The organism is Microbacterium sp. JAI119, assembly GCF_013410135.1.
In the GTDB taxonomy this organism is placed as follows: domain Bacteria; phylum Actinomycetota; class Actinomycetes; order Actinomycetales; family Microbacteriaceae; genus Microbacterium; species Microbacterium oxydans.
Genome location: NZ_JACCCK010000001.1, coordinates 1,265,928 through 1,288,006, shown reverse-complemented (window position 1 = coordinate 1,288,006; position 22,079 = coordinate 1,265,928). Strand labels below are relative to the sequence as shown.

Annotated in this window: 19 protein-coding genes; 11 read left to right on the top strand and 8 right to left on the bottom strand. The window is 69.9% G+C overall.

Going from position 1 to position 22,079, the window contains the following annotated elements:
• Positions 1–31: 31 nt before the first annotated feature.
• Entirely contained in the window at positions 32–1,408 is a 1,377-nt protein-coding gene (locus HDC31_RS06275; protein WP_218867320.1) for a phosphotransferase, read from the top strand.
• On the opposite strand, the gene HDC31_RS06270 is transcribed toward HDC31_RS06275, so the two are convergent.
• The gene (locus tag HDC31_RS06270; protein ID WP_258546568.1) at positions 1,354–4,878 is read right to left on the bottom strand and encodes an ATP-dependent DNA helicase; all 3,525 of its coding nucleotides are present in this window, start codon (positions 4,876–4,878) and stop codon (positions 1,354–1,356) included. The two genes, HDC31_RS06275 and HDC31_RS06270, sit on opposite strands and share 55 nt — an antisense overlap.
• On the bottom strand, positions 4,875–8,102 hold the full coding sequence (locus HDC31_RS06265; protein ID WP_179515918.1) for an ATP-dependent DNA helicase: 3,228 nt from the start codon (positions 8,100–8,102) through the stop codon (positions 4,875–4,877). The genes HDC31_RS06270 and HDC31_RS06265 overlap by 4 nt, the downstream gene beginning before the upstream one ends.
• A 172-nt stretch (positions 8,103–8,274) precedes the next feature.
• Here HDC31_RS06265 and HDC31_RS06260 point away from each other — a divergent pair, with 172 nt between their 5' ends.
• Positions 8,275–8,499 (top strand): DUF3107 domain-containing protein, encoded by a 225-nt coding sequence (locus HDC31_RS06260; RefSeq protein WP_045263100.1) that lies wholly within the window; start codon positions 8,275–8,277, stop codon positions 8,497–8,499.
• A 7-nt stretch (positions 8,500–8,506) separates the two neighbouring features.
• Positions 8,507–8,794 carry a hypothetical protein gene (locus HDC31_RS06255; RefSeq protein ID WP_046749550.1) on the top strand — a complete coding sequence of 96 codons (288 nt, stop codon included), beginning with the start codon at positions 8,507–8,509 and terminating at the stop codon, positions 8,792–8,794.
• A 53-nt stretch (positions 8,795–8,847) separates the two neighbouring features.
• On the opposite strand, the gene HDC31_RS06250 is transcribed toward HDC31_RS06255, so the two are convergent.
• Positions 8,848–9,561, bottom strand: coding sequence for a ferritin-like fold-containing protein (locus tag HDC31_RS06250; RefSeq protein WP_058631835.1), 714 nt, complete (start codon positions 9,559–9,561; stop codon positions 8,848–8,850).
• Positions 9,562–9,757: 196 nt separating this feature from the next.
• On the opposite strand from HDC31_RS06250, the gene HDC31_RS06245 reads away from it, so the two are divergent.
• Positions 9,758–11,278, top strand: a complete 1,521-nt coding sequence (locus tag HDC31_RS06245; RefSeq protein WP_179515917.1) for a DEAD/DEAH box helicase — start codon at positions 9,758–9,760, stop codon at positions 11,276–11,278.
• Positions 11,279–11,354: 76 nt separating this feature from the next.
• On the opposite strand, the gene HDC31_RS06240 is transcribed toward HDC31_RS06245, so the two are convergent.
• Positions 11,355–12,269, bottom strand: a complete 915-nt coding sequence (locus HDC31_RS06240; protein WP_046749552.1) for a DUF817 domain-containing protein — start codon at positions 12,267–12,269, stop codon at positions 11,355–11,357.
• A gap of 63 nt (positions 12,270–12,332) precedes the next feature.
• Positions 12,333–13,205 carry a PHP domain-containing protein gene (locus HDC31_RS06235; RefSeq protein WP_113680308.1) on the bottom strand — a complete coding sequence of 291 codons (873 nt, stop codon included), beginning with the start codon at positions 13,203–13,205 and terminating at the stop codon, positions 12,333–12,335.
• Between the two features lie 119 nt (positions 13,206–13,324).
• On the opposite strand from HDC31_RS06235, the gene HDC31_RS06230 reads away from it, so the two are divergent.
• The 3 genes from HDC31_RS06230 to HDC31_RS06220 are packed head-to-tail and all read left to right on the top strand — an operon-like array spanning position 13,325 to position 16,723.
• On the top strand, positions 13,325–14,347 hold the full coding sequence (locus tag HDC31_RS06230) for an endonuclease/exonuclease/phosphatase family protein (protein ID WP_058631833.1): 1,023 nt from the start codon (positions 13,325–13,327) through the stop codon (positions 14,345–14,347).
• A gap of 36 nt (positions 14,348–14,383) precedes the next feature.
• Positions 14,384–15,805 (top strand): aminopeptidase P family protein, encoded by a 1,422-nt coding sequence (locus tag HDC31_RS06225; protein WP_058631832.1) that lies wholly within the window; start codon positions 14,384–14,386, stop codon positions 15,803–15,805.
• 9 nt (positions 15,806–15,814) lie between these two features.
• Positions 15,815–16,723, top strand: coding sequence for a phosphotransferase (locus HDC31_RS06220; protein WP_179515916.1), 909 nt, complete (start codon positions 15,815–15,817; stop codon positions 16,721–16,723).
• A 6-nt stretch (positions 16,724–16,729) separates the two neighbouring features.
• On the opposite strand, the gene HDC31_RS06215 is transcribed toward HDC31_RS06220, so the two are convergent.
• On the bottom strand, positions 16,730–17,392 hold the full coding sequence (locus tag HDC31_RS06215; RefSeq protein ID WP_058631851.1) for an alpha/beta family hydrolase: 663 nt from the start codon (positions 17,390–17,392) through the stop codon (positions 16,730–16,732).
• A 25-nt stretch (positions 17,393–17,417) separates the two neighbouring features.
• The gene (locus HDC31_RS06210) at positions 17,418–18,125 is read right to left on the bottom strand and encodes a general stress protein (protein WP_179515915.1); all 708 of its coding nucleotides are present in this window, start codon (positions 18,123–18,125) and stop codon (positions 17,418–17,420) included.
• Between the two features lie 85 nt (positions 18,126–18,210).
• On the opposite strand from HDC31_RS06210, the gene HDC31_RS06205 reads away from it, so the two are divergent.
• The 4 genes from HDC31_RS06205 to HDC31_RS06190 are packed head-to-tail and all read left to right on the top strand — an operon-like array spanning position 18,211 to position 21,623.
• Positions 18,211–19,479: a magnesium transporter MgtE N-terminal domain-containing protein gene (locus HDC31_RS06205; protein WP_046749559.1), complete on the top strand. Its 1,269-nt coding sequence runs from the start codon at positions 18,211–18,213 to the stop codon at positions 19,477–19,479.
• Positions 19,479–19,991 carry a DUF1003 domain-containing protein gene (locus HDC31_RS06200; RefSeq protein ID WP_045263089.1) on the top strand — a complete coding sequence of 171 codons (513 nt, stop codon included), beginning with the start codon at positions 19,479–19,481 and terminating at the stop codon, positions 19,989–19,991. The genes HDC31_RS06205 and HDC31_RS06200 overlap by 1 nt, the downstream gene beginning before the upstream one ends.
• Positions 19,988–21,109: an Mrp/NBP35 family ATP-binding protein gene (locus HDC31_RS06195; protein WP_113682002.1), complete on the top strand. Its 1,122-nt coding sequence runs from the start codon at positions 19,988–19,990 to the stop codon at positions 21,107–21,109. The genes HDC31_RS06200 and HDC31_RS06195 overlap by 4 nt, the downstream gene beginning before the upstream one ends.
• Positions 21,110–21,128: 19 nt before the next feature.
• Positions 21,129–21,623, top strand: a complete 495-nt coding sequence (locus tag HDC31_RS06190) for a YcxB family protein (protein ID WP_046749561.1) — start codon at positions 21,129–21,131, stop codon at positions 21,621–21,623.
• Between the two features lie 34 nt (positions 21,624–21,657).
• Here the strand turns inward: HDC31_RS06190 and HDC31_RS06185 are convergent, their stop codons facing one another.
• Entirely contained in the window at positions 21,658–22,047 is a 390-nt protein-coding gene (locus HDC31_RS06185; RefSeq protein WP_061018124.1) for a twin-arginine translocase TatA/TatE family subunit, read from the bottom strand.
• Positions 22,048–22,079: the final 32 nt, after the last annotated feature.

The following is a 22,079-nucleotide window of genomic DNA, read 5'->3' as shown; positions in this document are numbered from 1 at the left end:
GACCGCCCCTGAGCCGACCTAACCTGGGGGCATGGGACGCTCTCCTTTCACTCTAGCCGCGGCAGTGACCGCCGCACTGCCCGGGGCGGAGGTCACGGGTGCCCGTGGTCTGAGCGCGGACGGCGAGGGCCGGTTCGACTCGGCCATCGCCACCCTGGCTGATGGCCGTGAGCTCGCGATCCGCGTCGCAGACGACGACGAGACGGCGCGCGAACTCGCCGCCGAGGCGATCGCGCTTCGCGCTCTCACCGACGGCGCTCGAGCGATGCTGCCGTTCCGGGTGCCGGCCTACATCGGGGAGACCCGACTCGGCGAGGGACGCGCGCTCGTCACCGAGCTGCTGCCCGGGTTCCAGATCGACGCGGCCCACGTGCCGGCGGGGCGCGGGGCTGCCCCGTCGATGGGGTCAGCGATCGCCGCGGTGCACAGCATGCCCACCTCGGTGGTCCGCGGGGCGGGACTGGCCACACGCACGGCCGAGGAAAGCCGCGCCGAGCTGGATCGCCTGATCGACACGGCCGCATCGACGGGGAGGGTTCCCGCACGTCTCACCGTGCGATGGCGCGACGCCGTCGCCGACGACGACCTGTGGCGCTTCGAGTCCACCGTCGTGCTCGGCGGCTTGCAGTCGACGTCCTTCCTGTTCGAGGACGACCCCGAACGCGGCCCCGAAGTCATCGGGCTCCTGGGCTGGCATGGACTGTCGATCGGTGATCCTGCGGTCGATCTGTCGTGGCTCTCCGCGGCACCCGAGGCGTCCGACGATGTCCACGCCGCGTACTCCGGCGCACTCGACCGCGCACCGGACGCCGGCCTCGAAGTGCGTGCTCGTCTGCTCGCCGAGCTCGAGTTCGCACGGTGGCTCGTGCACGGCGACGCCATGCATCGACCGGATATCGTCGACGACGCGGCCGCGCTGCTCGAGGCTCTCGCCGAGGGTCTGCGTACCGATGACCTGAGCGTGATCGATGCCCGCAGCGCCGGAGTCGACTCTGCCATGGACGCACTCGACCGCGTGCCCCGAGACGCCGTGACCGAGATCGACACGTCGATGCAGACCGACGCCTACAACCCCGAGGAGCTGTGGATCGACGTTCCGGCCGAATCGGAGGAGGGCGCGACCGACGCGACTTCCACCGATGTCGTCGAACCGCTTCGCAGCGGTGCCGACGGCCAGGGACAGGAGCGGGACGACAGCTCCCACCGCGCCGGGATGCTCGATCTCGAGACCGAGGACCTCTCCGAGGCTCGGAGCATCTTCGCCGGCAGCCACAGCACCGATGCCGCGGACAGGCACGGCGCTTCCGTGTCGCACGCGGAGACCGCGTACGACGAGGACGACTCCGAGGAGGCTCAGCGCGCCGCGCGGGCGGCACTCCAGCGCTGGAAGAGCTCCTCCTCCGAGTAGATCCGATCGCCGCGGATGATCAGGTCGTCGGCCACGTAGTACAGCGCGACATCGATCTCCTCCAGCGGTACGTCGAATCTGCGGTGGTACGCGAGACGGTAGAGCGCGAGCTGCAGCATGCGCTCCTCCCGCTCGGCGGCGGTGCGCGGGGCCTTGCCGGTCTTCCAGTCGACGATCTCGACGCGGCCGCCGCGGTCGGCGCGCCGGTACACGGCATCGAGCTTGCAGATGACGATGTGACCGCCCGCCGCCTCGTCCGAGGAGAGGCCTGCGCCGAGCGCGAAGTCGATCTCGATCTCGACGGCGATGGGCTGCAACCCGCCCCACTCACTGCGCTCGAACGTCGCCTGCAGCACGGCGAGGTCGGCGGCGTCGGCGGTCGTTCCGCGCCCCTCCCCCGACGCCCTCGTCAGGTGCTCGGCCTCGATCGGCGCCTCCTCCTCATCGAGCTCCCAGAGCGCCTCATCCACACGGCTGCCGACGCCCACGAGCTCGGACCGCTGCTCCACCCAGGCGTGGAACAGCGTGCCGAGGCGGGTCTGCCGGTAGGGCCGCTCCGGCATCGGCCTGACGATCGACGAGAGGGTTCCGGAGAAGTCGGTGACGTAGTCCTTGAACCTCGAGGCCGGCACGCGCGTCGGCGCTTCCGCATCGGCACCGCGCTGTCTGGCCGCACGCTCGGCGAGCAGACGAGCGAGCTCGACCGAGGGTTCTGCCGTTCCCCGGAGCGTGGCCTCTTCGACAGCCGCTGCCGCCGCGGACACGACACCCCGCCGAGCGCCCAGCGGGTCGAGGGGCCAGCGGAGCGTGGAACCGGGGCCCTCGTACGGATTGTCGTCCGGATCGACCTGATCGATTTCCTCGAACCCCTGCGCCTCGATGGCTTCGAGCAGATAGGGACTCGGCGTGCGCGGGGACTTCTGCCCCGCCCAGTGGGAGCCGCTCAAGAGCAGATCGGTCCGCGCACGGGTGACCGCGACATACGCCAGACGTCGCTCTTCCTGCTGCTGATACGCCCGGTACGCGTCTTTGAAGCGCTTGATCGCGCCCCCCTGCGGATTCGCCTTGGTCGCGCCGCCGGAGAGCGATGCCTGCGCGAGCTTCTGACGCTTGACGGGGTCGGTCTCGTCGCCCATCGCCCCGACGGGGTCCCACTCGAAGCGGGGTAGCGCATCTCGGTCGCCGCGCAGAGCGAAGGGAACGACGCCGAACCCGAACCACCCTGAGGTGTCGGAGACACGGCTCGGAAGCTCGTCGACCACGAGTCGGACGACGGCGACGGCATCCCACTCCAGGCCCTTCGAGCCGTGGATCGTCAGCAGCTGCACGACGCCGGGTTCCGGCGGCTCCGGCCGAGGCATGAGCTCGTCCGTGCTCTCCGCCTTGTCGAGCCAGGCCAGCAGACTGCCGATGCTCCCCCGGTCGTCGGCGGCGAGGAAGGCCCTGACCTCGTCGGAGAACGCGCGCAGCTGCGTCGCGGCGATCCGGGCAGGCCCTCTGGTCTCGTTCGCCGCCAACTCGATGTCCAGCCGTAGTTCGAGCTCGATCAGGCGGATCAGCTCCGGGATCGGCTGCGAGGACGCTCGTCGCAGACGCTCCAGCATCTCGCCCGCGGCGCGCACGCGTGCCCGCCCGTCCGGGGTGATCGCTTCGAGCAGTCTGTAGTCGTCGCGCACGGCCCTGACCACGTCGACGGCGTCGATGATCGACACCGCCTCGTCGGCGCCCCGCGACCCGCGCAGCCGCGAACGGATCTCCTCAGGCAGCGGAGCCATCGCGGGGTCACGCTCCGAGAGCGTGCGCCCGAGGTCGTAGAGCGCCGCCATGTCGGCCACCCCCACGCCGAATCGCGGCCCGGTGAGCAGTCGGATGAGCGCCGATCCCGCCGTGGGGTCGTGCACCACGCGGAGCGTCGAGACGACGTCGACGACCTCCGGCGTCGCCAGCAGTCCGCCGAGACCGAGGATCCGATGCGGGATCCCCCGGGCTGCAAGCGCAGCCGCGAACGTCTGCATGTGCCGCTTCGAGCGGAACAGGATCGCGCCGGTGTGCGGCTTCGTCGCGTGTGCCGCTGCCGTGTCGCGAGCATCGTGTGCCGCTCGACGCTCGGAGAACCACTCCGCCACGGCTGCTGCCTCCTCGTCGACCGTGAAGGGGTACTCCACGGTCACGGTGCCCTCTCCCGCCCCAGGACGGGGTTCGAGCGGGGGCACGTCGAGCCCGGGCCGCTGGAGCGGCTCGAGCACCCGGTTCGCGATCCCGAGGATACGGCGGTCGTTGCGCCAGCTGGTCATGAGGCTGTAGGTATGCGCCGCGCCCGTGCTCGAGAACGTGCCGGAGAACGCGTAGAGATTGTCGGCGCTCGCCCCTCGCCAGCCGTAGATCGACTGGTGCGGGTCGCCCACGGCCATCACCGCCGAGTCATGGAAGAGCTCCGCGAGGAAGCGGGTCTGGATGACCGACGTGTCCTGATACTCGTCGAGCAGCACCACGCGATGCTGCTCGCGGAGCTCGGCGCGCACATCGGGCGCCGACTCGACGATGTCGTACGCGCCGCCGACCTGATCGGCGAAGTCGAGCACGCCGCGACGATGCTTCTCCGCGATGTAGTCGCGCACCAGGCTCGACAGCGTCGGAAGACTGAGCAGGTTCACGGCCGCCTTCTCGACATCGCCGTTGCTCCGGTAGGGCTCGAAGGCGAGGGCCTGCTCCCGGGCGATGCGCTCGGCGAGATCCAGGTCCACACGGTGGTCGAGGGCGTCTCCGGCGAGCCGCTGCACCGCATCGATGACCGTGCCGAGCGCGAAGTCGATGTTCTCCAGCTCAGGGAGATCGCTACGCAGCACGACCTCGCGCGCGAGCATCCAGGAGGCCGCCTGGCTGAGCATCGCCACGTCGGGGTCTCGCCCGATGCGTGCAGCGTGCTCGCGGACGATGCCGTCCGCGAAGGCGTTGTAGGTCGAGACCCGAGGCCGGATCATCAGGTCCTCCGCCGCCCGAGGGATCACCGGGTCCCACCCGGTCCCGCGCTGGTCGGCGAGCTCGTCGAGCACGTGTGCACGGACCACCTCGCGCTGGCGGCCGGGCGCCGCCTCCTCCACCCTGCGCAGTGATCCGTCCGCCACGATCGCCGGGAGATGGGGCAGGAGTCCACGACGACCGTACTCGTCGATGACCGCGAGCCGATGGCCGATCCGCTCCGCGAGCTCACCCGCAGCCTTGCGCGTGAAGGTGAGGCCGAGGATCTCGTCGCGGCGCACGTGCCCGTTGGCGACGAGCCACACGACGCGCCCCGACATCGTCTCGGTCTTCCCGCTGCCGGCACCCGCGACCACGAGCGCAGGTTCCGGGGGCGCCTCGATCACACGTTGTTGGGCGGGGGTCGGCGAAGGCTGGCCCAGCGCCGCGGCGATGTCGGTAGCGGAGATCGAGGCGCCGGCGCTCCACCATGCGCCGTTCTCCCCCGTCACGAGCTCACCGCCGGCACCGTGTGAATACGGCAGGGATGCACCCGACGCTGGGTGTCGGCACAGTGCGATTCGACCTGCGCTGTGAAGCTCGAAGCCGACATGCCACGCGCCGCATCCGATACGCGCATCAGGAAGGCCGAGCGCGACTCGTCGTCGAGCGTGTGCTGATGGGCGATGCGGTAGTCGCTCTTCGCGAGGGTCTTCGAGACGATCACGAGCCGCGCTCCGGCGAGTGAAGCCGGCGGCGCCCCCTCGACGAGTCCCTGCTGCACCGCGATCTGATAGGCGGCCAGCTGCGCATGCTCGAGCACGCCGGAGTCGGATTCCGGATCGCTCTTGCCCGTCTTCAGATCGACGACGACCGTCGGGCCCTCCGGACCGCCCGACATGGGCTGCCATCCGCGGCCTCGCGCCGCCGCATGCTCACCCGCGCCGGCGGGGTAGGCCTCCACCCGGTCGATGTAGCCGTGGATGATCGCCTGATTCGCCCTGCTCTCCCCCACCGCATGCACGGTCGGCACGACATCCTCGTCCTCGCCGCTCGCCCCCGCCACGTCGACGGCGAAGCGGAACTCGACCTCGCTGCCGATCACCCTTCCGCCTTCCCGACGGACGTCGCCCAGGTAGGCGTGCAGCCTGTCGACGAGCAGATCGGCACGGCGTCGCTCCTTGCGTCCGATCCATTCGGTCTCGAAGTCGAGCTCCGGCCACTGCTCGGCCACGATCGCCCGCATCTGCTCCAGGTCTCCGTCGGGAACCCGCTCCATCGCCTCGTGCACGATCGTGCCTATGCCCGCCGTCGGCGGCATCACGGTGTCGCCGCCGAGTGCCGAGACGACCCAGTTGAGACCGCACTCCTCGTAGGACTCCATCTTCGAGGGCGAGACCCGCGCACCCGTGACCGCGAGGTCGCGCAGCGGCGCATCGGTGGAGACGGGCGTCACTCCGTACCATTCGGCGGGGTCCGCACCCGGGACCCCCTCGCGGGCGAGGACGGCGAGCTGCGCAGCGGCGACTCGCCGCACGGGTTCGGCGGATGTCGTGGTGAGGGCGCGTCGGTGCCGTGCGACCAGGCCTCGCAGGGTGAGCGGATGCTCCGCCGAGGCATGCCGCTCAGGCGGCTCGGGAGCGGGCAGGAAGCCGAAGAACGGACTGGGAGTCAGATCGTCGTCGTCCACCGCAGTGATCAGGAGCCGATCGCGCGCACGTGACACGGCACGGACGAACAGACGCAACTCGTCGTGGAGCGCAGCTCGTCGCCGGTCGAGGACGCCCGGCGGCTCGATCGCCATCCCCGTGCGGACGGCCTGGATCGCGTCGGGCAGACGCCACGTCTGCAGCAGTCCACCGCGAAGGCGCACATTCGGCCAGATGCCGTCCTGCACGCCGGCGACGACGACCGCATCGAACTCGGTGCCGAGCGCCGTCGCAGGGGTCAGCAGCGTGACCTTTCCCGGCCGATCGGGAGTCGACAGCGAGTCCTCGGGAACTTCGCTGTCGAGGATGTCCCGTACGAACACCTCCGGCCTCTCGTTGGGGGTGCGTTCGACGAAGCGCTTGGCCGCGTCGAACAGCGACACGAGCGCGTCGAGCGAACGCGCGGTCTCCGCCCCCGTCGGCAGCAGCGAGATCTCGCGCCAGGCGACCTGAAGTCGACGCCCGTCGACGGCTCGGGCCTGGTCCCACACCCGCCAGAGCAGGTCGTGGATCGTCTCGCCGGCATCCGCACCGCTGGCGAGAGCCTGGATGGTCTCGGCGAACCTCTCCGCAGTGCGCGACTCCGGAGCGTCGATGAGAGTGAGGTGGGCAGGATTCGCCATCGCCTGCCGCAGCAGCTCCCGCGCGGGGGTGGAGCCGCCCTGCTCGAGCTCGACGTGTCGGAGCCGGGCGCGCAGGCGCCGCAGCCCGATGGCGTCCATCCCCCCGAACGGGGTGCGCAGCGCCTCCTCGAGCGCGGTCGAGGTGCGCTCTTCGACGGGCGTGAGAGCCAGACGAACGATGCCGACGATGTCGCGCACGATCCCCTCGCTGCCGAGCGGGCGCTGCACACCGGCTGCGCGCGTCGGGATCTCCCTGGCGGCGAGCTCGGTCTCGAGCGTGGTCACCTGCCGGGTGTCGTGGGCGATGACCGCCATCCGATCCCACCGGATCCCTTCGGAGAGGTGCCATTCGCGCATGACACCGGCGATGCGATCGAGCTCTTCGTAGGGAGACGGGGCGATGAACGTGGAGACTCCGGCGTCGACGTCATCGGCCGTCGCCGGCACAGGCGCCCGCCGATGCTCGACCCGCCCCGACACGCCGATCGCCTGCGTCACAGTGCGGGTGAGCGCCGTGAGCGCCGGACGTTGACGATGGGGGCCATCGAGCACGTGCACATCCCCCAGCACCCCGGCGAGCTGCGCGAACAGCTCGGGGCTGGCTCCGCGGAAGGAGCCGGAAGAGATATCCGGATCGCCGAACGCCAGCACGGCGATCCCCCGACTCCGCAGGGCCTTCACGACCGATATGCCGCCGCGGGTGAGCTCCTGAGCGTCGTCGATGAGCACCACGCGCAGCGGTGCCAACGGGCCGAGAGTCGCCGGATCGGCCGTGTGCAGGATGGCGCTCGCCTCGCTGAGCAGGTCGGCGGCATCGCGATGTGCGGATCTGAGGGCGTCGAGCACGGCTCGGTACTCCACGAGGAACTCCGCCGTCGCCGCCCACACGGCGTTGCCCGATGCACGAAGCTCCGCAGCGTCCACCCCGAGCTCGGTGCACTCGGCGAGGAAAGCGCGCAGCTCGGAGCGGAATCCCTTCGACGCCCGAACCGACGCGCTCAGGCTCTCCGGCCACGGGATGCGCATGTCCTCCGCGTCACCGGCGAGGAGCTCGGCGATGATGCGGTCCTGATCCGCGCCCGTCAACAGCGCCGGCGGCTCGGACCCTTCCTTCACCATCGCCCCCCGCACGAGCTGGAAGGCGAACGAGCCGAGCGATCTCGCGAGCGGACCCGGCGTGGCCTGCCCGATCCTGACTCCGATCCGGTCGCGCAGCGCCGTCGCCGCCTGACGGTTCGGGGTGAGGGCGAGCACCTCTTCGGGGCGCAGGGCGTCTGCATCGAGAAGGTGGACGACGCGGTCGATGAGGGTGCGGGTCTTCCCCGTTCCCGGTGCGCCGATGATGACACCGGACGCGTGCGACTCCGCGGCGATCACAGCACGCTGAGCGGAATCCGGTGTCATGACATCAACGCTATCCGGACGCGCGGACATCACCGTCCCCACCCGCCTGAGGCCGCCCGCAGCCATGGTGCCTTCCCCCTGTGCGCTCATGGCGAAACAGGCCGCGACGGCCGATCCCGGCCTGTACTCCCGGGGTAGAGTTGGCGCAGTCCCCGAACTTCAAGGAGCACGCGTGGAAATCCGCATCGGCATCATCAACACCGGCCGTGAACTGAGCTTCGACACCGGCGCAAGCGCCGAAGAGGTGCGCACCCAGGTCGCCACCGCCCTCGAGCAGAGCGCGTCGCACGTGAGCTTCGCCGACGTGAAGGGCAACTCCTACATTGTCCCGACCGCGAACCTCGCGTACATCGAGCTGGGCACCGAGGAATCCCGCCGCGTCGGCTTCGTCGCCTGACCCGACGATGTACATCCTCCTCGCACTCATCGGCGCGTGCGCTCTCGGGATCGCCGCACATTTCCTGATCGGCGGTCGTGAGCTGCGCGGTGTCGCTCTGACCCCCGCCATCGCGACCGCGGTGGCTGCGGTCCTGTACACCGCCCTGCAGTGGGCGGGCGTGGGCGAGGACAGCATCTGGCTGTGGCTCGCGAGCGTCCTCGGAGCCCCCATCGTCGCCGCACTGGCGACCGTGGCGATCACCGGGATGCGCAAGCGCGCCGACGCCCAGAAGCGAGTCGCGCTGGGAATCTGACCGCCGTCGGAATCTGACCGCCTCGAACCGACCGCGCGTGTGGCGATGTCGGGTCAGGACGCGAGTCCCATGGCGTCCATGCGCCGTGCGTGAGCGCCCATGAGCTCGGTGTACACCGGCTCGATCCGCTCCTCGTCGACGTCGAGACGCTCCGGCCGTAGCGCCGAGCGACAGACGAGGATGGTGTCGCCGACGAGACGGCGGGCCCACATCGACAGCAGCGACCGCCACTCCTCATCGCTCTCGATGGTCTCCTGCACGATGGCGACGATCTCGTGCCTGGCATCGTCCTCGCGCAGGATCTGCGCCACGCGGTGCCCGGTCTCCCCGTAGCTGGAGGCGAGCGCGAGGTAGAAGTCGTCCAACATCCCTGCGGTGATGTAGACGGCGAGCAGCGTCTCGCGAGGGCGGGCGCCGATGGTCTTCCGACGGAACGCATCGAGGTTCTCCCGGAACGGCAGCATCAGCTGCGTCGGGTCGTCCCCCCGCTCCGCGATGAGCTCCACGATCCCGCGGTGCTTGGTGAGCGCGGCTCCGGCTGCGCGCGAGAGCGACTCCTTCTCGGAGAGCTCGGGTGTGGCGCGGATGAGACGCGTCAGCGTCTCGAAGTAGCCCAGCTGCAGATAGGCGGCCTGTCCGAGGAAGCGGTTCAGCTCGGGGGCGAGCTCGGCGAAGTCGATGCGCGTCGCATCTCCCTGCTCTCCCCTGCCGCGCAAGGCGAGGGTGCGTCGCGGCGCCGCATCGCGCTGCCAGAACCACTTAACCACGAGGTCGTCCTCCCGAGTCCACCACGACGTTCACAATACTCGTGCGGAAGCCCTCTTCCCGGCCTGCGGCACCCCTCGGGTAGGCTGGGCGTGTCCCCGCCGTCGGAGCGGGGCCCCGCGCCTGTGGCACAAGAGACGGCGTGGATCCGTGAACGTGGCGATCCCGCAGGGTCGCCGGACAGGCAATCTGAACAAAGTGACAACTTTCGCCGATCTCGGCATCGATCAGGACATCGTCGACGCACTCGCCGCCAAGGGCATCGTGGACGCGTTCCCCATCCAGGAGCAGACCATCCCCCTCGGCCTTCCCGGCCAGGACATCATCGGTCAGGCCAAGACGGGAACCGGCAAGACCTTCGGCTTCGGCATCCCGGTCGTCCAGCGTCTCGGCAAGGACCCGGAGCACGGCGTCAAGGCGCTCATCGTGGTGCCGACCCGTGAGCTCGCGGTGCAGGTGTACGAGGACATCGACCTGCTCACCAGCAACCGCTCCACCAGCGTCGTCGCCATCTACGGCGGAAAGGCCTATGAGGGCCAGATCGACCAGCTGAAGGCGGGAGCGCAGATCGTGGTCGGCACCCCCGGCCGACTGATCGACCTCGCCGGCCAGCGCCTGCTCGACCTCTCGAACGCGACCGAGGTCGTGCTCGATGAGGCCGACAAGATGCTCGACCTCGGCTTCCTCGCCGACATCGAGAAGATCTTCCAGAAGGTGCCGGCCATCCGCCACACGCAGCTGTTCTCCGCGACCATGCCCGGTCCGATCGTCGCCCTCGCGCGTCGCTTCATGTCGAACCCGATCCACATCCGCGCCAACGATCCCGATGAGGGCCTCACGCAGGCCAACATCAAGCACCTCGTGTACCGCGCTCACTCCATGGACAAGGACGAGGTCATCGCCCGCATCCTGCAGGCGGAGGGGCGCGGCAAGACCGTGATCTTCACCCGCACCAAGCGTGCGGCGCAGCGGCTCGTCGACGAGCTGAGCGACCGCGGTTTCAACGTCGGCGGCGTGCACGGAGACATGGGCCAGGACCAGCGTGAGCGTTCGATGGCCGCCTTCAAGGCGGGGAAGAAGGATGTGCTCGTCGCGACCGATGTCGCCGCTCGAGGCATCGACGTCGACGACGTCACCCATGTGATCAACCACACCATTCCGGACGAGGACAAGACGTACCTGCACCGCGCAGGCCGTACCGGCCGCGCGGGCAAGACCGGGATCGCGGTCACCTTCGTCGACTGGGAAGACCTGCACAAGTGGGCCCTCATCAACCGGGCCCTCGAGTTCGGTCAGCCCGAGCCCATCGAGACCTACTCGTCGAGCCCGCACCTGTACGAGGACCTCGACATCCCCCAGGGCACGAAGGGCCGCCTGGTGTCGGCGCCTAAGACGGAGTCCGTCAAGACCGAGCGCAGCCGTCGCCCCGAGCGGGCGACCGACGCCGCGGCGGAGGGCACCGACGAGAGCGGTACCCGTCGTCGCCGGCGTCGCCGCAACAGCTCGACGCCCGTGGGCTCGACGTTCGCCGAGGGCGCCGCGTCGTCGTCCAGCGGCGAGGGAGAGACCGCGCCATCGTCCGATCGCGGAGCCGAGGGCGCAGGGACCCACGATGGCGCTGGTAAGGAGCACCACGACGGCAAGCCGGCTCCCGCACGCCGTCGCCGCCGTCGCCGCGGGGGTTCCGGGGCAGGGGCCGCTCCCGTCGCGGGAGCCTGAGTCGTCACACCGAGAGGGCGCATGGGTCGGGAAATCCCCCGAACCATGCGCCCTCTCGCATGCACGGGCGACGACGTCAGGCGCGACCCTCGCCGCCCCCTTGCACTCTCCTGGCGGTTCCGCTCCCCGTCGTACGCAACAGCGCTCCGGGAACCTGCGGCGGATACACCCAGGCCACCAGGACGACCGAGATGATCATCAGCAGGAACCACGAGCTCAGCTTGCTCAGCGAGACCGGTTGCCACCCTCCGGCCTGATCCGGATAGGCCCACGCGCCCGCCCAGGTGCCGATGTTCTCGGCGAGATAGATGAACACCGCCACACCCGCGAAGACGGCCAGCAGGGGAAGGCGGATCGTACGCCGCCAGACGCGCGCGTGCATCACGGTCGGCAGCCACAGCAGCACCACTCCGACGAGCAGCACCCACCGCGCATCCCACCACCAGTGGTGCGTGAAGAAGTTGACGTAGATCGCCCCGGCGAGGATCGCCGTCATCCAGCGTCGCGGATACCGCGTGAACCCGAGATCGAACAGCCGGTAGACGCGGACCATGTACGACCCGACCGCCGCGTACATGAAGCCGCTGAACAGCGGGACCCCGCCTATTCGGAGGATCCCGTCTGCGGCATACGCCCACGAACCCACATCGGTCTTGAACAGCTCCATCACGGTGCCGGTGATGTGGAACAGGACGATGACCCACAGCTCACGGCCGCTCTCCAAGCGGAAGACGAGCATCGCGATCTGGATCAGCACCGCAGCGATCGTCAGCGCGTCGTTGCGGGCCAGCGCCGCGTCGTCGGGATACCACAGGCGCGCGGCGACGATGAGGACCAGGAGCGCTCCACCGAAGATGCACGCCCACGCCTGCTTGACCACGAACACCGAGAACTCGATGAGGCCGGCGCGGACACCGTTCGACGGGGCGTCACGGAGGAGCCGGTGAGCCCACGCGTCGACGCGCCGCTCCAGGGAAGTCGCTCGCTGCATGCCTCGGACGGTATCGGTCCGGTTCGACAGCCCGCAGGGAAGTCGCCGACAGAACGCCGAGGGTCAGGGAAAACGCGGGGCGATGCCGGTGCCTCGTGCTATGAGCCTGGACACCATCTCCTCGGAGGTCGTGTTCTCGCCAGGGCGGTTCGGTTTGCCGGTGCCGTGATAGTCGCTCGATCCGGTGACGATGAGGTCGTGCTTCGCGGCGATCTCACGCAGCACCCGCTTGCCCGACTCCGTGTTCTCCCGATGCTCGACCTCGAATCCGCCGAGCCCCGCGGCGATGAGTCGCTCGATGAACGGCACGGGCATCATGCGGTCGCGACCCGCCGTCACGGGGTGGGCGATGATCGCCACTCCCCCCGCGTCCGTGATCAGACGCACCGCCGTCAGCGGATCGGGCGCGTAGTGCGGCTCGTAGTAGCCCTCGCGAGGGTGCAGGATGCCGTCGAAGGCCTCCGTCCGGTCCCGCACGATGCCGCGCGCGATGAGGGCGTCGGCGATGTGCGGGCGCCCCACGGTGGCATCCCGCGTTGTCTGCGCGACCACGTCGTCCCACTGCAGGTCGTAGTCCCGCCCGATGTTGCGCACGATGCGCTCGGCCCGGCCGATCCGATCGCCGCGGATGCGATCGGTCTCCGCACGCAGCGCCTCGTCCTCCGGGTCGAAGAGGTACCCGAGCACGTGGACGCTCCGCCACTCGTGCTTCGCGGAGAGCTCCATCCCCGGGATGAACGTCATACCGAGCTCGACAGCCGCATCTCCGGCCTCGCTCCACCCCGTGGTGCGGTCGTGATCGGTCAGCGCCAGAGTACGCACCCCGTGCGCATGCGCCTGGGCCACCACCTGGGCCGGCGACTCCGTGCCATCGGAATGGTTGGAGTGCAGGTGCAGGTCGGCGGGACCGGCGAACCCGGGGGACGAAGTGGCCATCCTCCGAGCGTACCGAGCATCCGCGGCCCCAGGCCCGCTCAGGCGCGCCCCATCCCGCTCAGGCTCGGCACGGATGTCGAGGCAGGGACTTCCCAGGCGGCGCTCCTAGGCTGGAGGGGATGTTTCGTCTCCTGGGGATCCTCTTCACCGTGCTTCTCGCGATCGCGACGGCGATCGTGGTGTGGCCGCAGTTCTTCCGTCTCGAACAGACGTACCCGTTCGCGCAGCTGGTATCGGCGCGCGGTCTCGTACTCGGCGGATTCCTCGTCGTCGCGGCCCTGGCGCTCCTCCTCCTGTTCGCCCGCCCACTGAGGGGGTTCGCCGCATCGATCCTCATCGTGGCGCTGCTCGGCGCGGGTGCGACCGCGGCCATCGGAGCCGTGCGCGGCTTCGGATCATCCGCGCTCCCGGAGAAGACCGACGGCAGTGTGCGCGTGCTCACCTGGAACACCGCGGGCGAGGCCGTCTCCGCGGAGGTGATCGCGCAGCGGATCCTCGATCAGGGAGCCGACATCGTCGCGCTCCCGGAGACGACCGAGGCCGTCGGCGAGCGCATCGCCATCATGCTGCGCGAGCAGGGACATCCGATGTGGGTGCATCACGTGCAGTTCCGGCCGGATGTGCAGGACGGCCCGCAGTCCTGGCACACCACCGTGCTCGTCGCTCCGGACCTCGGCGAGTATTCCGTGATCGAATCGGCCAAGGACGGCACGAGCAACACCGGCTCCGTTCCCAGCGTCGTGCTCATGCCGACCGATGGGACCGGCCCCACGATCGTCGCGGTGCACGCGGTGGCCCCCCGTATGGAGGAGATGCAGCAGTGGCGGAGCGATCTGCAGTGGATCGCCGATCAGTGCCCGCAGGGTGACTTCATCCTCGCCGGCGACTTCAACGCCACCGTCGATCACATGGCTCCGCTCGGAGTTGAGGGCGGCGACATCGGATACTGCCGCGATGTGGCCGCCCGCACCGGGAACGGACTCACGGGCACGTGGCCGAGCTCGCTGCCCGCCCTCGCCGGTGCACCCATCGATCATGTGATGACGTCGCAGAACTGGTCGCCGAGCGGTTCCGTCGTGCTCGACGATGCCGGCGGAAGCGACCACCGCGCCCTCGTCGTGCAGCTCGAGCCCGCCGGCTGAGTCCCACGCCTGCCCGCCAGGTGACAGACTGGAGGGATGAGCACAGGAGAGCGCGACACGATCGCAGAGCCCACCGTCGAAGCGTCTGCCGAGAACGGCACGACGAACCGCAAGCAGCCGTTCCCGCAGGGCTTCCTCGACACCATCTCCACCGGCTGGGCCGAGCGTCCGGAGACGCTCCCTGCCCCGCGTGCGCAGGCCTCATACGCAGCCATCCGCCGCGCCGCCGTCTCCGCCGCGTTCCCCGGCAAGCGTCTGGTGATCCCGGCAGGCTCGCTCAAGCAGCGCAGCAACGACACCGACTACGTCTTCCGGGCGCATTCCGCCTTCGCGCACCTGACGGGGTGGGCTTCCGATGCCGAGCCCGACTCCGTCCTCGTCTTCGCGCCGACCGAGAACGGTCACGACATCACGCTCTTCTTCCGCGAGCGTGCCGACCGCACCACCACGGAGTTCTACGCCGACGCGACGGTCGGCGAGTTCTGGATCGGACCGCGCCCCTCCCTCGCCGGCGTCGCCGCCGACCTCCAGATCACGACGGCGCACCTCGACGAGCTCGAGGCGGTCGAGGGCGAGCTCGTGCTCGACGAGGACGAGGCGCTCACCCGTTTCGTCTCCGAGCTGCGTCTCATCAAAGACGAGTTCGAGATCGCAGAGATGCGCCGCGCGGTCGAGATCACGGCGAACGGCTTCGACGACATCATCCGTGAGCTCCCCGCTGCGACGGCGCACGCCCGCGGCGAACGCGTCGTGGAGGGTGTCTTCCACCGCCGCGCACGCGAGGACGGGAACGGCGAGGGGTACGACACGATCGCCGCATCGGGGCCGCACGCCTGCTACCTCCACTGGACCCGCAACGACGGGACCGTGGTTCCCGGTGATCTGATCCTGGTGGACGCCGGCGTCGAGGCGGACAGCCTGTACACCGCCGACATCACCCGCACCCTGCCGGTCTCCGGCACGTTCACCGAGGTGCAGCGCCGCGTCTACGAGACGGTCCGCGAAGCAGCGGATGCCGCCTTCGCCGCTGCCAAGGTCGGGGTGCGCTTCCGCGATGTGCACGGTGCCGCGATGAAGGTCATCGCCGAGCGCACGGCCGAGTGGGGTCTGCTCCCCGTCACAGCGGAAGAGGCTCTGGACGCCGACAAGGGCGGTCAGCACCGGCGCTACATGGTGCACGGCACCTCGCACCACCTCGGAATCGACGTGCACGATTGCGCGCAGGCCCGCCGCGAGATGTACTACGACGGCATCCTCGCACCGGGCATGGTGTTCACGATCGAGCCGGGGCTGTACTTCCAGATCGACGATCTCACCGTGCCCGCCGAGCTCCGCGGCATCGGCGTGCGCATCGAGGACGACATCGTGATGACCGAGGACGGTCCGGTGAACCTCTCGGCCGGCATCCCGCGCACGGCCGACGAGGTCGAGGCGTGGATCGCACGCCTGCAGAGCTGACCTCGTCGGATGCATGAAGGGGAACTCGCGCTCGACACGGCGGCGGCGGCACGCCTGATCGCCCGGCGGTTCCCCGAACTGCGCGGAGAGCCGGTGCGAGCCGTGCCTCTCACGGGGACCGTGAACAGGATCATCCGCGTGGGCGGGGAACACGTCGCCCGGTTCCCGCTACTCGGGGCGACGGAGACCGAGCTCGCGGGCGAGGCCGCCGCTCTCGACGAGTTCGCCGCCGCCAGTCCCTACCCCGCGCCGCGACCGTACGGGATCGCCGCGCCGTCGCCGGAGTTCCCCTCGGCCTGGGCGATGCAGACCTGGGTCGAGGGCGAGACGGCGGACCCTGCGCGCTCCGCCGCCGCCCCGGCGTTGGCGCGCGACCTGGCCTCGCTGATCCTGGCACTGCGCGCCGTCGACCTCCGCGGACGCACCTTCGACGGCAACGGTCGCGGCGGTCGCCTCGGCGATCACGACGAGTGGGTCGCGCACTGCCTCGCCAGGAGCGCGCACCTGTTCGATGCGCCACGCGCCGAGAGGCTCTGGGGCGCGCTGCGGGAGCTCCCGTCTCCCATCGCGGAGGTGATGAGCCACAGAGACCTCACCCCGTTCAATCTCCTGGTCGCCGAGCGTGCGGATGAGACGCGACTGGCCGGCGTGCTCGACGGCGGAAGCTTCGGACCCGCCGATCCTGCCCTCGACCTCGTCGCGGCCTGGCATCTCTTCGACGCACCGACACGGCGCATCCTCCGTGACGACGTCGGCGCGGACGACGTCGAATGGCACCGGGGCGCGGCATGGGCGCTCCAGCAGGCGCTCGGGCTCGGCTGGTACTACGAGGCCTCGAACCCGATCATGAGCGCACTGGGCATCTCGACGGTGCGACGTCTGCTGGCCGATGCAGGTCTCTCCGCGCTCATCGACTGACCGCTCTCAGCCGGACCGGCGAGCGCGGACGAACTCCGCGACGATCGGCGCGAGTGACGCTCCGATCTGCTCCGCCGGGCGCTTCCGCCCCTTGACCTCGAAGGTGTGCCCGCCGCCATCGACCCAGACGACGCGCGCATCCCGACAGCTCGCGACCGCCTCCTCGAACTGCGAGAGGGGCTGGATGAACGGATCGTTGGTCCCCTCGACGAAGAGCTGCGGCACCGTGATGTCCGGCAGATGCTCGATGCGCGGCTTCTCGGGCCGCCCCGGCGGATGAAGCGGGTAGCCGAGGTAGGCGAGCCCATCGACACGCAGCCCTTCTGCGACCGCCATCGACGCCATCCGCCCGCCGTACGACTTCCCCGTCGCCCAGACGGTCGCCGCGGGGTCGGCCGAGCGGGCGAAGGCCACGACGGCGTTCCAGGTGGCGATCGCATGCGGGGCGGGACCGGGCATGCGTCGTCCCTGCTCGACGTAGGGGAAGTTGAACCGCAGAGTCGAGAAGCCGCTCTCGCTCAGCGCATCGACGTAGCCCGTCAAGAACGGATGGTCCTTGCCCGTCCCGGCGCCGTGCGCGACGATCACCGTCGCGCCGTTGTCGCCGGGGGCCCAGTCGGCGGACACCGCCGCGGGTCCGGTCGGCAGCTCGACCTGGATCTCGACCATCAGGCGGCGGAAACCGGCACCGATGTCATGCCCGCTCGCCCTGGAGTCCGTCGGAGTCCGGGCGGGGGTCGGGAGCGGGATCGGGAGTGTGCTCCGGCTCCACCGGCTCCGCCACCGGGTCTGCCGGGCGCGGCGGGATGACGGGTGCCTCGGGCGCAGGGGCGGGCTCGGGCGCCGGCGTGGCTTCCGGCACCGTCGCCCCAGGAGTGATCCGCTCGCCGTAGCGGGGCGGTTCATCGAGGTTGACGGGGGGACGCACCGGTGCGACCTTGTTGGCCCCGAGCACCTGACGGGCCTTGCCCAGCGAGGAGGAGAGCACCGTGACCTCGTAGTGATCGGCGGCGAACTGCGTGACACTGGCGAAGTCTCGGCGACGACGCACGATCGCATAGGTGATGAGGCTCAGGAGCATTCCGACCGCGACGCCGATGAGCACGAAGCCCAGGAAGAGCTGGATCGGCACCTCGGGGTTGCCCAGCACGAGGATCGCGGCGAGGAAGAGACCGATCAGCACGCCGTTGATCGCGCCGGAGCGCGCTGCGGCGGCATAGCCGAGCTTGCCGGTCACCCGCTCGACCGTGCGCACGCTCTGTCCGACGATGGCGATGTCGCGCGCGGGCACCTCCCCCGCGATCAGCTTCGAGACCGTCTTCTGCGCGCTCTCGTAGTCGCGCATCGACGCGACGATCTCGCCGGTGTCTGTGCCGCTCGCGGGCCGGTTCAGCATGCTCATCCGGCTATTCTTCCACGCGCACCGATGGACGGCCCGAGGCGCGGCCATCCCGCCGGAGACCTGAGCCGCCGACTACTCTGGAGAGGTGAGCACACAACGGGTATTCGCCGCGCGCCTCGCCGGGTGCGCCGTCTTCGATCCCGTCGGCGACCGGCTCGGCAAGGTCCGGGATGTCGTCGTCGTGTATCGAAGTACCGCGGCACCCCGCGTCATCGGCCTGGTCGTGGAGATCCCGGGGCGACGACATGTGTTCCTCTCGATCGGACGCGTCACCTCGATCCGCTCCGGCCAGGTGATCACCACGGGCCTGATCAACGTGCGCCGCTTCTCCCCCCGCGCCGGTGAGGTCCGCGTGCTGGCGGAGATGCTCGGGCGACGGGTGAGCTTCGTCGACGGCAGCGGCACCGCCGTGATCGAGGACATCGCGATCGAGCCCAACCGGCTCGGCGAGTGGGCGATCAGCCAGCTGTTCCTCCGCCGACCCAAGACCAGCGCCTCTCCCTTCGCGAAGGGCCCGACGACCTTCGCCGCCTGGAGCGAGGTGACGGAGCAGCGCGCTCCCGGCGAGTCGCAGTCGGCGGAGCAGCTCGTCGCCTCGTACTCCGAGCTGCATGCGGCCGACCTCGCCAACACCCTCCTCGATCTCCCGCAGCAGCGCATGATCGAGGTCGCGGAGGAGCTCTCCGACGACCGCCTCGCGGATGCCCTCGAGGAGATGCCCGAAGACGAGCAGGTGCACATCCTCGATCGCCTGGGAGACGAGCGCGCGGCCGACATCCTCGACCAGATGGAGCCGGACGACGCGGCCGACCTCCTCGCGCAGCTGGCACCGGACCGTCTGGAGCAGCTCCTCGAGCTCATGGAGCCGGAGGAGGCCGAAGACGTCAGGATGCTGCTGCGCTACGGCCCGGACACTGCCGGCGGTCTGATGACCCCGGAACCGATCATCCTGTCCGCCGATGCCACCGTGGCCGAAGCGCTCGCGCTGATCCGCCGCCACGAGCTGCATCCGGCCCTGGCCGCCGCGGTGTTCGTGACGCTCCCCCCGTTCGAGACGCCGACGGGGCGCCTGCTGGGGCTCGTGCACTTCCAGCGGATGCTGCGCTACCCGCCGCATGAACGGCTCGGCGCGATCCTCGACGACAGTCTCGAACCCGTGCCCGTCACCGCCTCCGCCGCCGAGGTGGCACGCCTCCTGGCCAGCTACGACCTGGTGTCGCTCCCGGTGATCGACGCGGCGCACCGCCTGGTCGGAGCGATCAGCATCGACGACGTGCTCGACTACCTGCTGCCCGACGACTGGCGCTCGCACGACAATGACGACGCCGCCGCTCCGGCGAAGGAGGTGCGCTGATGCCCCGCTCCCCCCGCCTCGACGCGCCAGGGCGCACGACCACACGCCCCAGGGCGACCTCACGCGACCGCTTCGGCCGTTTCACGGAGTGGGTCGCGCGGGCGATGGGGACGCCGGCGTTCCTCCTGATCCTCACCCTGTTCTGCGTGCTGTGGATCGTGTGGAACACCCTGATGCCGGACGAGTTGCGCTTCGACGACGCCGCGCTCGGGTTCACGGCTCTGACGCTCATGCTCTCGCTGCAGGCCTCCTATGCGGCACCCCTCATCCTGCTCGCGCAGAACCGTCAGGACGACCGCGACAGGGTGCAGATCGAACAGGACCGCCAGCGTGCAGAGCGCAACCTCGCCGACACCGAGTACCTCGCCCGCGAGATCGTGGCGTTACGGATGTCGCTCGAGGAGCGCAATTCGCAGGTCGTGACGCGCGACGTGCTCCGTCAGGAGCTCAAGGCTCTTCTCGCCGAGCTCGAAGAGTCTCCTGAGAAGACCCGATCCGGCTCCGCATCGTGACGGCGGTGGAGCGCGTCCGATCCGCCGTCGCCGCTGTGACGGATCCCGAGCTGCGTCGTCCCATCGGCGATCTCGACATGGTCCGCGACATCTCGGTGGAGGGTGATCGCGCACACGTCGGCATCGTCCTGACGATCGTGGGCTGCCCCGCCGCTGCCAGGATCGAGACGGATGTGCGCGAGGCTGCAGCGTCCGTTCCCGGTATCGCCGAGGTCGAGGTCGAGGTCGGCGTGATGACTCCGACCGAGCGGAAGGCGCTCACGGAGAAGCTCCGCGCGGGCAGGCCGGCACGGCACATGCCGTTCGGCCCCGACTCCCTCACCCGCGTGATCCTCGTCTCCAGCGGCAAGGGCGGCGTGGGCAAGTCGACGGTCACGGCCAACCTCGCGGTCGCCCTCGCCGCGCAGGGTCTCTCCGTCGGGCTCGTCGACGCCGATGTGCACGGCTTCTCGATCCCTGGCCTGCTCGGCATCCCGGCAGGCACGCAGCCGACGCGCATCGACGACCTCATGCTCCCCCCTGTCGCACACGACGTGAAGACGATCTCCATCGGGATGTTCCTCCGCGACGGCGAATCCGTCGTCGCGTGGCGCGGTCCGATGCTGCACCGCACGGTGTCGCAGTTCCTCACCGACGTGTTCTTCGGCGACCTCGATGTGCTGCTGATCGACATGCCACCGGGAACGGGCGACATCGCCATCTCGATCGGCCAGCTCCTCCCCCATGCGGAGGTGCTCGTGGTCACGACGCCGCAGACCGCCGCCGCCGACGTCGCCATCCGCAGCGGACTCGTCGCCCGGCAGACGGGCCAGCGCGTTATCGGCGTCATCGAGAACATGGCGGCGTACACCCTCCCCGACGGCACTGTCGTCGACCTGTTCGGCTCCGGAGGCGGCGCGGCCGTCGCCGAAGCACTCTCCGAACCGGAAGCCGCGGTCCCGCTGCTGGCATCCATCCCGCTGAGCCCCGCCCTGCGCGAAGGCGGAGACACCGGACGGCCGATCGTCTCCGACGACACGGACGATGCCGCAGCCGTGACCATCCGCGGCCTCGCGAGCGCGCTCGCGCACCGGGGCAGGGGTCTCTCCGGCCGATCCCTGCCCATGTCGATCCGCTAGGGACTGGGAGGATGCTCGGATGCCTGCACGTTCCCTGACCGTCGACGAGAGCCTGCTGCGACGGATGGCACGCGACGCCGCGATCTACTCGCTGACCCGTCCTGCGGCCATCGTCATGTGGGTCGCACTCGCGGCGGCGCTCGTCTTCAGCGTCGTCAACCTCACCGCGCCGGTGGCTCCGGGGGAAGAGGGACCTTACGGGGCAGGCTGGATGCCCGTGCTCATTGTCGCGCTCGCAGGTTTCGCCGTGTTCATGTCGGTGTCGGGGGCGCGCACCGCCGTGCGGATCGCGATGCCCGTCGGGACACGCGTGTGGGTGTCACTGGAAGACGAGGGTCTGCAGATGGGAAGCGGGCGACGTCGCTCCGACATCGCGTACCGCACGTTCCAGAGGATGCACGTGGGAAGGGACGCGGTGCTGTTGAAGCTGCGCGACACCTCGGCCGCGACCGCGATACCCCGCGAGCTGCTGACGGACGACGACATCGCCGCTCTCCGCTCCCGGATCTCCTAGCCCTCTCCCGCGGACCCCTGACGTCGCGACCGGGTCAGGTCGCCTCGGGATCGAACGGCGGGCGGTTGGTCGCACTGAACTCCTGCGGGACCGCGCGCGTGGGGGCGATGGAGCCTGCGACCGGCTCCGCGATCGTCGCTGTGGCCTGCATCGGGGTCGCCGGCTGCGGCTCTTCCATGAGGGCATCGCGGATGATCCGACGCGGGTCGTACTGGCGGGGATCGAGCTTGCGCCAGTCGACGTCGTCGATCTCGGGGCCCATCTCCTCGCGCACCCTCGACTTGGTCGCACGAAGGTACTCGCCGGCCTTGCGGACCATGCGGGAGAAGCTCTCCGCTGCGCGCGGGAGACGCTCGGGGCCGATGATCAGAACCGCGATGAGGCCGATCAGCAACAGCTTCTCGAAGGTGAGCCCGAACGTCATCTCTACAGGCTACCGCCGCGCCTGCGGTCCCC

Excerpts from the sequence above, each read along its gene's own strand:
- HDC31_RS06275 (WP_218867320.1), top strand. The coding sequence starts at position 32 with ATGGGACGCTCTCCTTTCACTCTAGCCGCGGCAGTGACCGCCGCACTG.
- HDC31_RS06265 (WP_179515918.1), bottom strand. The coding sequence starts at position 8,102 with ATGACACCGGATTCCGCTCAGCGTGCTGTGATCGCCGCGGAGTCGCAC.
- HDC31_RS06255 (WP_046749550.1), top strand. The coding sequence starts at position 8,507 with ATGTACATCCTCCTCGCACTCATCGGCGCGTGCGCTCTCGGGATCGCC.
- HDC31_RS06240 (WP_046749552.1), bottom strand. The coding sequence starts at position 12,269 with ATGCAGCGAGCGACTTCCCTGGAGCGGCGCGTCGACGCGTGGGCTCAC.
- HDC31_RS06235 (WP_113680308.1), bottom strand. The coding sequence starts at position 13,205 with ATGGCCACTTCGTCCCCCGGGTTCGCCGGTCCCGCCGACCTGCACCTG.
- HDC31_RS06230 (WP_058631833.1), top strand. The coding sequence starts at position 13,325 with ATGTTTCGTCTCCTGGGGATCCTCTTCACCGTGCTTCTCGCGATCGCG.
- HDC31_RS06225 (WP_058631832.1), top strand. The coding sequence starts at position 14,384 with ATGAGCACAGGAGAGCGCGACACGATCGCAGAGCCCACCGTCGAAGCG.
- HDC31_RS06220 (WP_179515916.1), top strand. The coding sequence starts at position 15,815 with ATGCATGAAGGGGAACTCGCGCTCGACACGGCGGCGGCGGCACGCCTG.
- HDC31_RS06215 (WP_058631851.1), bottom strand. The coding sequence starts at position 17,392 with ATGGTCGAGATCCAGGTCGAGCTGCCGACCGGACCCGCGGCGGTGTCC.
- HDC31_RS06210 (WP_179515915.1), bottom strand. The coding sequence starts at position 18,125 with ATGAGCATGCTGAACCGGCCCGCGAGCGGCACAGACACCGGCGAGATC.
- HDC31_RS06200 (WP_045263089.1), top strand. The coding sequence starts at position 19,479 with ATGCCCCGCTCCCCCCGCCTCGACGCGCCAGGGCGCACGACCACACGC.
- HDC31_RS06190 (WP_046749561.1), top strand. The coding sequence starts at position 21,129 with ATGCCTGCACGTTCCCTGACCGTCGACGAGAGCCTGCTGCGACGGATG.
- HDC31_RS06185 (WP_061018124.1), bottom strand. The coding sequence starts at position 22,047 with ATGACGTTCGGGCTCACCTTCGAGAAGCTGTTGCTGATCGGCCTCATC.